The organism is Pseudomonas sp. MWU13-2105 (assembly GCF_023242315.1).
In the GTDB taxonomy this organism is placed as follows: domain Bacteria; phylum Pseudomonadota; class Gammaproteobacteria; order Pseudomonadales; family Pseudomonadaceae; genus Aquipseudomonas.
In genome coordinates, this window is sequence record NZ_JALLIY010000016.1 from 24,662 (window position 1) to 36,263 (window position 11,602).

Below are 11,602 nucleotides of genomic sequence, written 5' to 3' on the forward strand. Positions count from 1 at the left end.
GAGGCGATACCCCGTCTCTGCCTGTCTGCCTACCCTTCCCGCTTCGAGTACAACGCTGGCGCAACGCCGCGGCCACTGCGCCACGGTCAGGGCGCCGGGGCTATCGGAACGCGCTTCAGACTGGCGAAGGATGAGCAAGCATGAACAAGAAAGGTCTCTGGCTAGGCGGATTTACCCTCGCCATCTGTGGCGCCGCTTTAGCCGGTGCGCTGATGTGGCGGCCATCCCTGCCCCCGGTCAAGCAACATGCGCCACAGAATGCCGAACAGATCCGGCGCGGAGCGCTGGTGGTCGAGACCGGCGATTGCGCGGTCTGCCATACGCGCCCGGGTGGCGATTATCTGTCCGGCGGACTGCCGCTGGTGACCCCCTTTGGCACGCTCTACAGCACCAACATCACACCCGACGAGCACAACGGTATAGGCGGATGGTCTCTGGAAGCGTTCGAGCGGGCCATGCGTCACGGTATATCCCGTGATGGGCATTTTCTTTATCCGGCATTTCCCTACGCCCATTATCGCCGCATGAGCGAAGACGACCTGAAAGACGCTTATGCCTATCTGATGAGCGGACCGCCGGTGGACTCGCCCGCCAGGCCAAACCAGATGAACTTTCCCATGAACATCCGGCCGCTGGTTTCATTCTGGAACCTGCTGTTTCTTCATGACGAACAAGCACAACCGGAGTCCGGGAAAACGGCGCAATGGAATCGAGGGCGGTATCTGGTCGACGGGGCCGGGCACTGCGCGGGATGCCATTCACCGCTCAACCTTCTGGGCGCCGAAAAGTCTGGGCAATCACTGGCCGGCGGCACGGTCGATGGCTGGGAGGCGCCTTCCCTGCTGGGTCTGGCCCAAGCACGCAAGCCCTGGAGCAACCAACAGCTGATGGACTATCTACGCGGTGGAGTGGCCACCGACCACGGGGCGGCAGCGGGTCCGATGAGACCGGTCAGCCTGAGCCTGGGGAAAGTACCCATCAGTGATGTGCAAGCCATTGCCGAATACCTGCTGAGCCTGGATGCACACGCTCCAGCTGAAACACCCTCGCCGACGCCTGAGGCCAAAGCGCTCGATCCGACGGCAGGCAATGAAGGGGCAGCCCTCTTCCAGGCGGCCTGCGCAGGTTGTCATGGCGCGGGCGCCCCCATGCGCTCGATCGACGGCCGTCCTGAACTTGCAGACACCTCAGCCATGCGCTCGGCCAGCTCGCGCAACTTCGTGAAAACGGTACGGGAGGGCATCGCCCTGACCCCGGGCGCTGCAGGTCCTGGCATGCCGGCATTTGCCGCTCTTCTCAACGAAGCCCAACTCACGGTGCTGGCGACGTACCTGCGTGCTCGCGCAGAGCCGGATCATCCCTGGGCCGACCTCTCAGAAACTATCGAAGACTTACGCGAGGATGCGCAATGAGCCGCATGACCCTGAATGTCAATGGCGCGTCCCACCTGCTGGACATCGACGCCGACACCCCCCTGCTTTATGCCTTGCGCAACCAGCTTGAACTCAATGGCGCAAAGTATGGCTGCGGGCTTGGCCAGTGTGGCGCCTGCACGGTGATCGTCGACGACAAGCCGATATTTTCCTGTATCACCCCTTGCTCAAGTGTACAGGGCAAAAAAATCCGTACCGTGGAAAGCCTGGGTACAGCCGCTCAACCCGGTGCATTGCAAAAGGCCTTTATCGAAAAACAGGCCGCACAATGCGGCTACTGCATCGCCGGAATGTTGATGCGTGCCCAGGCGCTGCTGGAGCGCAATCCCAATCCCGACGAGCAGACAATCACCACTCACATGGCGCCGAACCTCTGTCGTTGCGGCACACACTTGCGAATCATCGGCGCCATCCGTGCCGTTGCCGCGTCGGGAGCACAGCATGAAGAGTAACGCTAAGGTCGACCTTGGGCGGCGCGCCTTCCTGCGCAACGGCTCCCTGCTGGTGGCGTTCTCGCTGCTACCGGTTGCAGGCAATACATGGGCCGACGCCGAGGTGGATACCCTCGGCACGCTGGTCCTGGCTCCAGACCTGGCCGGCAGCTTGCGCAGCAACCCTTACCTGGATGCCTGGATACGCGTCGATGCGCAGGGAATAACCGTCTACACCGGGAAGGCCGAACTGGGTACCGGGGTGAAAACCGCCTTGTTGCAGATCGCCGCCGAGCGCCTGGAAGTCGCACCCAGCGCCATAAACATGCTGACCGCCGACACCGCGTTGACCCCCGATGAAGGCTATACCGCGGGGAGTCACACCGTCGTCGACAGCGGCACGGCGTTATTCAATGCCGCGGCCCAGGTGCGCCAATTGCTGGTGGAGTCCGCGGCCAGGCGCTGGCGCGTCGAGCCTGATCGGCTGGTGACCCGTGATGCGCTGATTCAAGGGCCCGACGGACAGCGCATGAGCTACTTCGAGGCCGTCGGCAGTGTGGATCTGCATCGCCATGCGCTGCCGAAATCGCCAACAAAGGCTCCTGGAGAATTCAGCCTGATCGGGCACTCGCTGCCTCGCCTGGACATCCCGGCCAAGGTCAGTGGCGGTGCCGCATTCGTACAAGACATGCGTTTGCCAGGCATGCTGCATGCCCGACTCATCCGGCCCCCCAGGCCAGGTTGCCAGCTGCAGTCGTTTGATCCCGACGCCTTGCAAAGCCTGCCTGGCGTGGTGCAGGTCGTTCGTGACGGCAACTACCTGGCCGTCGTTGCGAAGGACGAATGGCAAGCCGTGAAGGCGATGCGCGCGGGGTATGCGCAGGCGAAATGGAGCGAAGGCGTTGCGCTGCCCGACGCACGCACCATCCATGCGTTGCTCCCGAGCCTGCCGTCGCGCCGTTACCCCATCAGCCACACGGGCAGTCCGGCAGCGGTCCCCGGATCGGGTTATCGGGCACGGGTGACCAAGCACTATCTCATGCACGGTTCTATCGGCCCGTCCTGCGCGGTGGCCTGGTTCAAGGACGAAGTGCTCACTGTCTGGACCCACTCCCAAGGTGTCTACCCGCTCCGCGCGGGTATCGCACAAATGCTCGGGTTACCCCTGGAACGGGTTCGCTGCATCCATACCGAAGGGGCCGGCTGCTACGGCCATAACGGCGCAGATGACGCGGCGGCGGACGCCGCCCTGATTGCCATGCGCGTGCCCGGCTCTCCCGTGCGGGTTCAATGGATGCGCGAGCAGGAAAACCTCTGGGAGCCCTACAGCTCGGCCATGATCACCGAGGTGCAGGCGAGCCTGGATCAAAACGGCCGGATCCAGGATTGGGCATACGAACTGTGGACCACCCCGCACAACGAACGCATCGTCAATGCCGGTCGCTTGTTACCGGCACGCTTGCTCTCCAAACCGTTCACCTCGGCCCCATCGGTGCCTATCGCGCAACCGGAAGGCGACGGTGACCGTAACGCCGTGCCCCTGTACCGCACTGCCTCGACCCGTATCGACATGAACTTCATCACCCAGATGCCATTTCGCACCTCGGCAATGCGCTCTTTGGGTGCACACATCAATGTCTTCGCGATCGAAGCCTGCATTGACGAGTTGGCGGCGCGGGCCGGTGTGGACCCCGTCGCTTTTCGCCTCGCCCATTTGGATGACCCGCGCGCTCGAGCGGTGATAGAGCGAGTGCGGGACAACTTCGGCTGGACAACCCAGCCCATCAAGCCGGGCGTGGGTGTCGGCTTTGCCTTCGCGCGGTACAAAAACATCATGGGCTATTGCGCCCTCGCGGTGCAGATCAACGTTCACCCTCAGACCGGCGACATCGTGGTTGATCGGGTGGTCACGGCGGTGGATGTCGGACAGATCGTCAGCCCGGACGGCCTGCGAAACCAGATAGAGGGCGGGATTGTGCAATCCACCAGTTGGACCTTGTTCGAAGCCGTCGATTTTGATGTCGCAGGCGTCCGCAGTTATGACTGGAGCGGTTATCCGATCCTGCGTTTTGCGCAATTGCCACGGAATGTCGAAGTGCATTTGCTCGATCAGCCAGGGCAGCCATTTCTGGGGGCAGCGGAGATCGTACAAGGCCCGATGGCGGCAGCCCTCGGCAATGCCCTGACCCGCGCCACTGGCCGACGGCCTTCGCAACTGCCCCTGACCCGGTCGCTTTGAGCGCGGCAACAATGACCAAGCGTGAGCGCGCTCATTGTTGCCTGTACCCAGATCGGTGTTGCAACTCACGCAATACGGCTTGGCGAAGAGTGCGGATTATCAGAGTCCGGCCCTGCCCTTAGAGTAGGTCGAAAAGGAGGACCTACCATGGGCACGTTTACAACTCACCCTCAACGATCTCCCGGGGCACCTCGTGCCCTGGTGATTGGCGGATCATTGGGCGGGCTTTTCGCAGGTAATCTGCTGCGCCAGGCCGGCTGGGACGTCGATATTTTCGAGCGTTCTTCCCATGAGCTCGACAGTCGAGGCGGCGGCGTAGTGCTGCAGCCGGAGGTGGTCGACGCGTTTGGCAAACTGAACGTTCCATTGACCCACCTGGAGATGGGCGTTCGTTCGCAGTACCGCACCGTGCTGTATCCGGACGGCCGTGTCCAGAGCAAGACCTTCGCCCCGCAAGTCCAGACGTCCTGGTCACTGCTTTACACAACCTTGCGTCGGGCCTTCGGCAATGAGCGCTACCACCAGGGGAAAATCCTGGTTGACCTCAATCAGCCAGAAGCCGGCCGTGTGGTCGCTGTGTTCGAAGATGGCGAACGCATCGAGGCTGACTTGCTCGTCGCCGCTGATGGCGGGAACTCGCAGGTACGCCAGCTGCTCTGGCCAGAATACCAGCCTGGCTACGCCGGCTATGTTGCCTGGCGCGGCCTTCTACCGGAAAGCCGTTTGCCTGAGTTGCCTACCCAGGTGTTGGCGGGGGACTTCGGTTTCGCGAATGCCGGCGGCTCGCACATCCTGGGCTACCTGGTGCCAGGTGAAAACAACGATATTCGTCCCGCTCGACGCTACTACAACTGGGTTTGGTATCGGGTTGTCGAGGAGCAATTCATCGGCGCTCTCATGACTGACGCCAATGGCCACAAACGCGACTATTCGGTACCGGAAGGACTTCTCGCGCCGACGTGGCGCGAACATGTCCGGAGGGAAGCCGACAGCCTGCTGCCCCCCGCCTTTCGGGAAGTGGTGCACGCCACCGAACAGCCTTTCGTGCAAAGCATCCGCGATTTGGCGATGCCGCGGATGGTTGATGGCCGGGTGGTTCTACTCGGCGATGCGGCCGCCATTCCCCGGCCGCACACCGCCGCCAGCACCTCCAAGGCGGCATTCAACGCACTCGAACTCGCCCGGTGCCTGAGCCAGACCCCAAACGACACGGATCGCGCCCTGGCGAACTGGGAGCCGGCACAGGTTGCCTTGGGCCAACGCCTACTCGCCCAGGGCCAAGCCATGGGCGATCACCTGATGTTCCACCGTCCGACCCTTCACGCTGGCTGAGCCCAGCCGACTCAAACTGGAGAAAGATCATGAACCCCCTGTTCCAACCGATTGCCATTGGCCCGTTGCAACTCGAACATCGCATCGCGATGGCCCCCCTCACACGCTCGCGCGCCGGCCAGCCGGGTGATGTGCCTACATCCATGAACGCCGAGTACTACCGTCAGCGCGCCAGCGCTGCCCTGATCATTACCGAAGCGACCCAGATCTCTCGACAAGCACAAGGCTATGCCTGGACGCCGGGCATCTACAACCAGGAACAGATTGATGGCTGGCGCGTAGTGACCGATGAAGTCCATAAGGCCGGCGGACAGATTTTCATGCAGTTATGGCACGTCGGACGGGTTTCGCACCCCAACTTCCAACCAGATGGCGGACTTCCAGTTGCGCCGACATCGATGCCGGTTCCGGGTAGAACATTCATTGTCGACGAACAGGGCAACGGCGTGTGGGGAGAGATTCCTGATCCTCAGGCACTGACAATCGATGGCATCAGGACAATCGTGGAAGACTACCGTCGCGCTGCGCGTAACGCCATTGAGGCCGGAATGGACGGCGTTGAAATCCATGCGGGCAATGGTTACCTGCTTGACCAATTCATCAATAGCGCCAGCAACCAGCGAAAAGACGCTTACGGTGGCAGCATCGAAAATCGCAGCCGCATGTTGCTCGAAGTCGTAGCCGCCGTAGCAACGGAAATCGGAGCCGCGCGAACAGCCGTGCGCCTGACCCCCATGGGGCGCTTCATGGGGATGGGTGACGACACGCCTGAAGACACGTTCGGCTATCTGGTCAACCGACTCAACGATTGGCCGCTGGCCTATCTTCACCTAGTTGAGCCTGCCATCGTCGGGACTGTACGAGATGAGCAACTTGACCCCCGCTGGGACGCCATCATCAAGCAATTGCGGAGCACATGGCACGGGGTGCTGATGCTTGCCGGCGGTTATGACCCGACCAACGCCGCCCGGGCAGTGTCGGAAGGCCGCGCCGATATCATCGCCTTCGGTCGCCCCTTCCTGGCCAACCCTGATCTGCCGCGACGTATCCGCGAAGGGCTGCCACTCAATCCAGCCGACCCTGCCAGCTTCTTTGGCGGCGATGCGCGCGGGTATACCGACTATCCCGTCCATCCGTAACCATCGTTCGGCGACAGATACCTGTGTTCTTGAGCAATCCAGGCCCGCAGCGTCTGCACTTGTCCTATCCTTCCATCCAACCACCCACTCCGGACATCAAAATGCCCGCCCCCGAATCCAACCTTCTGCAAAGCTGGCACCATAACGCGCAATCCTGGATCGAAGCGGTCCGTGGCGGAGCGATCGAAAGCCGCCGCCAGGTCACCGACCAGGCCATCCTGCTGGCGGTGCTGGGTCGCCAGCCCGAGCGTGTACTCGACCTGGGCTGCGGCGAGGGCTGGCTGTTGCGAGCGCTGGAGAAACGCGGCATCAACGCTGTCGGGGTGGATGGCGATGGAACGCTGGTCGAGTCGGCGCGGGCGGCGGGCTCGTCGCAAGTGCATCTGGCCAGCTATGCAGCGCTGGTGGAGGCAAGGGTGGACATCGGCAGCCACTACGACCTGGTCTGCGCCAACTTCGCCCTGCTGCACCAGGACATCATCCCCCTGCTCGCCGCCATGAACGCCCTGCTCGCCCCCGGCGGCGCGCTGGTGATCCAGACGTTGCATCCGTGGACTGCGGCAGCGGGTGACTACCAGGATGGTTGGCGAAAAGAGACCTTCGATGGGTTCAAGGGCCAGTGGCAACCCATGCCATGGTATTTCCGCACCCTGTCCAGTTGGCTCAACGCACTGGACATGGCCGGTTTTCGCCTGGCGGGCCTGCAGGAGCCGCAGCACCCGCAAAGTCCCGTGCCGCAGTCGTTGTTGCTGCAGGCTGAGAAACGGGACTGAGCGACGCATCTGCGGGTATTCCTAGTTGCCCGTGTTCTCGACCACGCCCTTACCCTGAAAGCCCAGAGAGTATTTCAGAGCCCGTTGCTGCTGGGTGCGGGGATCCGGCAAACCTATGGTCTCCGGGTTCGAAAAGCCGGTGGTGCCCTTGGTATTGATCGCATCAAACAGGAAGCTGAAACCTTGTTTCAGTACGCTCTGCGAGGCGCCATGACAGCCCATGCAGCCGCCCATGGTCTGGCTTTGAGTGCTGTGATCAAAATCCGGGACCTTGATGTTAGCCATGGTGCGCATATTGGTCAGGGTGTTGTCCTTCGGAACGGGGAATATGTTGGTTCCGCGAAACAGCTGGATCCCTGGTCGGCTGCTTTCGAGCATGATATTGGCCAAGTAATAATCCGGGTCGGTTTCAGTGCTTGACGGGATGGCCTGCACCCCTTTGAGCCGGTAGTGCTTCCAGACCGAATTGTTGAATTCGCTGCTGCCGTCCATCAACTGCTTGACCTGGTTGTTGACCGCAGTGACTTCGGAAAAGATGGTTTGCGGTTGCACGACACGGATCGGACCGGCCTGCCCCTCGGGGATGCCGTTACTGCCGGAGTAGATGGGCGGATTTTGGTTCCGATCCGCAATCTTGCCCTTGGGCAGGGTCACCGTATGGATTGTGTTGCCGTCAGAAAATCTAGCGATCGGCGCTGGATCGTTATTCGGCGACTTGGAGTAGGCGATATTGTTGTAGTTGGCGATATAGTAAAGCCCGCTCGGCGATTTGTCGGGCAACGTCAGGGCATCCTCCTGCTCGAATGTGGCGAATATGAAGGTCGGGTAGTTGGCCGTCTTATGGATGATATGCAAGGCCACCAGAGCATATTCTTCGTTGTACGCCACCGGCGCCTTATCGTCGCCGTGATAGGTCACAACTGTCGCCGTATAGTAACGCGCACGCTGTGCGGTCGGAATGTCCGCCAGCTTGCGCCACGCAGCCTTGACCTCCACCGCGCCGTCGGGCAGAACGATATGATCCGGGTAGCGGCTCAGGCTTTTCGCATACGCGTAAACGACGGGATTGGCCTTGGCCTCGAACAGGATCTGGCTGTCGTTCGAAGGGGTGTAGTTGCTCCCTTTCATTGCCGCCTGCGGAGGGTTGACCGGGAAAAATATCGCGTTTTGCCCTATCTGAGTCGCCTCATCCAGGTTGTTGTAGTGAGCAAAACTGGCGCCTGCGGCCAAAGGCGCACCGTTGGGGAAATCGATATAGCTGTATTGCGGGCTGGAACCAAACGGACGCGTCGGGCCGCCTACGGCGTTTTTCCCTAGCGCCGGAAACAACTCGGTGCGGTGGGCGAAGGTTTGCCACAACAGCGGGCTGGAAGATTGTGGCAACTTGCCCGAATCGGCAAAGCTGCTGGCCGGATTGCCGACGCCGCGGTTAGCGGGCAACGGCGTATTGGCCGCGTTGTTCAGTGCGATAAAGCTCCGCCAGGCGAAGGTTGCATAGTCGGTATGGCTAAGGCCCGTGGCCAGATCCGCGGGCAGTTGCGGGTTGTCCGTGGTTAAATCGTTCGCAGTAATCGCGTAGGAAACGCCCAATCCCGACGGATAGACGAAGCCAGCATTCCCAGTGAAACGCTTGGCGAAATACGGCGCCCAATGCAGCCCATCGTCTGAATAAAACGTATTGGCGCTGCTGCTGATAAACACACGCTCACCGATCATCGTTGCACTATTCAGGAAGCCCTTGGGCGCCTGGTTGGTTATACCCGCCAGTTCTTGCCTCGCGCCCCACTGGCCGGCCCGGTCGTAAGTACGGGCGAACATGGCGCCATTTTCAAAAGCGTAATAGACCCATAATTTACCGTTATAAACGACAGGTACCATTGTCAGAATCGAGTCGGCACCTTCCTGGAATCCCAGGTTTTCCCGGCTCCAGGCAAGACCGTCATTCGAGCTGACATAATAGATGGCCTTGCCTGAGTTTTCGCTATACAAGACAAATAGTTGTCCATTATACACCACGGGCTTGTTATTGACGGCCTTATGCCCGGTATTGATAAAACTGGCCTGGGACCAGGCGATACCATCAACGGAACTGATGGTTTTCAAGCGGCTCTGGGGATCGGAAAAGGTCAGTACCAGCTTTTGCTTGAACACGCTGACTGAGACATCACCCAAGACGCTATCCACGCTAATGGGCTGTGCGGCGGACCAGTTTTTCCCTTCCGTCGAAGTGGAAAAATAGATATGTTTTTGGTCATAATTATTGGACCAAAACATATAAACCTTACCTTTGAACGACTGCACCGATGGTATATAGAATGCTGGCAGGGTGAATCGCACCAGACTCGTCGAAGACGGCTTGCCGGTTGAAGCTTCCGGATGGTCAAAGACATCCACCGAAATCCCCACACCTTGTTGCGGTGTCGCTACGATGACGCTCTCCGCACCCGCCGACGAGACCAGTAACACACCACATAGGCACAGTATCAGTCGACTGATCATTGCTCTGACGTTCATATCTCACTCCATTGAGTTAGTTACCACTACAGGCCGTTTAGGCGCCCTGTAGTGGCGCAGCTGTTCCATTGCTGAAGCGCGATGTTGATTGGCCGCGAGGTGTCCAGCCTCAAGAAACCTTGCATGCCTCCCTGTTGCAACTCTACTTATCTGCCGATTGCTCCATTGCAGCGGCCATGTTTTCCACGGTGGCGCCGACCGAATTCCCGGCAATGGTGTACAGATAAAGTGACGTGACAAACCCCGGTGAGGCCCCCAGGGCAACGTCGACTGGAGCACCGGCGCTATTCGGCAGCAACTTGCCGCTGGTATCCTGCTCTTCATTCAGCGCCTGCTCCACCTTCAGGCTATAGCGGGTAAACTGGAGAAATTGAGGGTCGGTTATCGCGACGGCCGCCAGTGGATCCCAAAAGTACAGATAGTGGCCGATACCAGGCGCGATGGTCGAGCTCTGCAGCACCTGCGTGAGGAATTGAGCAACCGGGTTGGAAATACGCGAGAGTTGGTAGAGGAAATTCTGCGTAAGGGGAATCTGGTTACAGGCATTCAGCGCAACCAACTGCACGGGAATGCCGCCATCAAAGACATATTGGGCGGCCAGCGGATCAAGGAAGATGTTCCATTCGGCAACCTGATTGGTGTAATAAGGTGCGTCGCCCAGGGCGTCAATAATATTGCCAGCCGCACCAGGCTTGACGTATTCCGACAACAAATTGCCGCCCATCATAACGATGCGCTCTACTTTTCTGAGTAACAGATTTTTCAAGGCGTTGTCGGTTTCAGCGTGCTGGAACAAGTGACCCCAGGTCGTACCGCCGCCGATCATTAATACGGTAAACTTATGATCAGACTTTTCCAGTGTTTCCCTTAAGAACGCGAGCGTATCGGCTCGCGTGGGATTTGGGTTTTTCCGCGGAAACTCGGCGTCGTAATGGTGATCCGCCGCCTGGCGCGTTTCAAAGGGAAAGGTATTGCTGTAAAGCATCGGCCGTTGAAAACCGGCGACGACGGGGATGCGCGCTATCTCAGGATCATCGAACAACGTGAGGTAGTTACTGATATTTTCAGCGCCATGACTTAAGTGAACAGCGCCCACTCCGGTCACGGTGATACCTTCGACCTTTACCGCGTGATGCTTTAGCAAATACGAGATAGCCATATAATCATCAAAATCGACATCGGTATCTATAAGCAGGTGCTTGAGTGATTGTACAGACATATCGTTAGCCTCCTGGCTAATGAAGAATTCACATCCAATGTCAGGCGCTACCGAACGCTCCAGCTTTCCCGGGTATAAGTCTAACAGTAGCGATTTTCAGCGTAGGCGGCCATTTAATATCTGTCTAGTGACCCGGGGCGGTTAATCTATTTATCCACTGATAACAATAAGCTATGCATCCAACCTGATGGATTTATTATTCGCATGACCCGGTCGCAGCTCCCCTCCCCTCACGTTAACCTGAAGGATGGCACTTTCCTGAAAATGACCTACACCTGATAGCTAAGGAAGAACGGCTAGCGAACGACAGGAGTCGATCGGCAATCCCCTCGCATTCCCTGCGCACAATCCGCTTCCTCTCTTTTGATCACTCCTGGCAAATCGGCGGGGGTTTGAACTCATTCGTCCGGCATTGCCGAGGAGGTAGACCACCGCATACCCAATACCCCCGTTCACCTGTGAAGCCTGTCCCGGCTATCGAGCCGAGACCCTGATTAAGAATAAAGGAAGCCCCCGCATCCG

General features: G+C 59.4%; 8 protein-coding genes. 6 read left to right on the forward strand and 2 right to left on the reverse strand.

All coding sequences use genetic code 11. From position 1 onward, the window contains the following. Positions 1-140: 140 nt before the first annotated feature. The 6 genes from M5B96_RS22540 to M5B96_RS22565 all read left to right on the forward strand — a co-directional run bounded on the left by M5B96_RS22540 (position 141) and on the right by M5B96_RS22565 (position 7,347). Positions 141-1,412 (forward strand): c-type cytochrome, encoded by a 1,272-nt coding sequence (locus M5B96_RS22540; protein WP_248799211.1) that lies wholly within the window; start codon positions 141-143, stop codon positions 1,410-1,412. Beyond that, positions 1,409-1,885: a (2Fe-2S)-binding protein gene (locus M5B96_RS22545; protein ID WP_248799212.1), complete on the forward strand. Its 477-nt coding sequence runs from the start codon at positions 1,409-1,411 to the stop codon at positions 1,883-1,885. Before M5B96_RS22540 ends, M5B96_RS22545 begins: the two co-directional genes overlap by 4 nt. Beyond that, complete coding sequence (locus M5B96_RS22550) at positions 1,875-4,103, forward strand: xanthine dehydrogenase family protein molybdopterin-binding subunit (protein ID WP_248799213.1); 2,229 nt, start codon at positions 1,875-1,877, stop codon at positions 4,101-4,103. Before M5B96_RS22545 ends, M5B96_RS22550 begins: the two co-directional genes overlap by 11 nt. A gap of 147 nt (positions 4,104-4,250) precedes the next feature. Continuing rightward, positions 4,251-5,435: an FAD binding domain-containing protein gene (locus tag M5B96_RS22555; RefSeq protein WP_248799214.1), complete on the forward strand. Its 1,185-nt coding sequence runs from the start codon at positions 4,251-4,253 to the stop codon at positions 5,433-5,435. Between the two features lie 26 nt (positions 5,436-5,461). Continuing rightward, a complete protein-coding gene (locus tag M5B96_RS22560; RefSeq protein ID WP_248799354.1) occupies positions 5,462-6,574 on the forward strand; it encodes an alkene reductase in 1,113 nt (370 codons plus the stop codon). Between the two features lie 101 nt (positions 6,575-6,675). Then, a complete protein-coding gene (locus M5B96_RS22565; RefSeq protein ID WP_248799215.1) occupies positions 6,676-7,347 on the forward strand; it encodes a class I SAM-dependent methyltransferase in 672 nt (223 codons plus the stop codon). A gap of 21 nt (positions 7,348-7,368) precedes the next feature. Here M5B96_RS22565 and M5B96_RS22570 read toward each other — a convergent pair whose 3' ends face one another. Both M5B96_RS22570 and M5B96_RS22575 read right to left on the reverse strand, forming a co-directional pair. Further along, positions 7,369-9,861 (reverse strand): sialidase family protein, encoded by a 2,493-nt coding sequence (locus M5B96_RS22570; RefSeq protein WP_248799216.1) that lies wholly within the window; start codon positions 9,859-9,861, stop codon positions 7,369-7,371. Positions 9,862-10,003: 142 nt separating this feature from the next. Further along, positions 10,004-11,080 carry a nucleoside hydrolase gene (locus M5B96_RS22575; protein WP_248799217.1) on the reverse strand — a complete coding sequence of 359 codons (1,077 nt, stop codon included), beginning with the start codon at positions 11,078-11,080 and terminating at the stop codon, positions 10,004-10,006. Positions 11,081-11,602 lie beyond the last annotated feature (522 nt).

Bases quoted from the DNA above. Each gene is read 5' to 3' on its own strand.
- M5B96_RS22545 (WP_248799212.1), top strand. From the start codon at position 1,409: ATGAGCCGCATGACCCTGAATGTCAATGGCGCGTCCCACCTGCTGGAC.
- M5B96_RS22575 (WP_248799217.1), bottom strand. From the start codon at position 11,080: ATGTCTGTACAATCACTCAAGCACCTGCTTATAGATACCGATGTCGAT.
- M5B96_RS22550 (WP_248799213.1), top strand. From the start codon at position 1,875: ATGAAGAGTAACGCTAAGGTCGACCTTGGGCGGCGCGCCTTCCTGCGC.
- M5B96_RS22570 (WP_248799216.1), bottom strand. From the start codon at position 9,861: ATGAACGTCAGAGCAATGATCAGTCGACTGATACTGTGCCTATGTGGT.
- M5B96_RS22565 (WP_248799215.1), top strand. From the start codon at position 6,676: ATGCCCGCCCCCGAATCCAACCTTCTGCAAAGCTGGCACCATAACGCG.
- M5B96_RS22540 (WP_248799211.1), top strand. From the start codon at position 141: ATGAACAAGAAAGGTCTCTGGCTAGGCGGATTTACCCTCGCCATCTGT.
- M5B96_RS22555 (WP_248799214.1), top strand. From the start codon at position 4,251: ATGGGCACGTTTACAACTCACCCTCAACGATCTCCCGGGGCACCTCGT.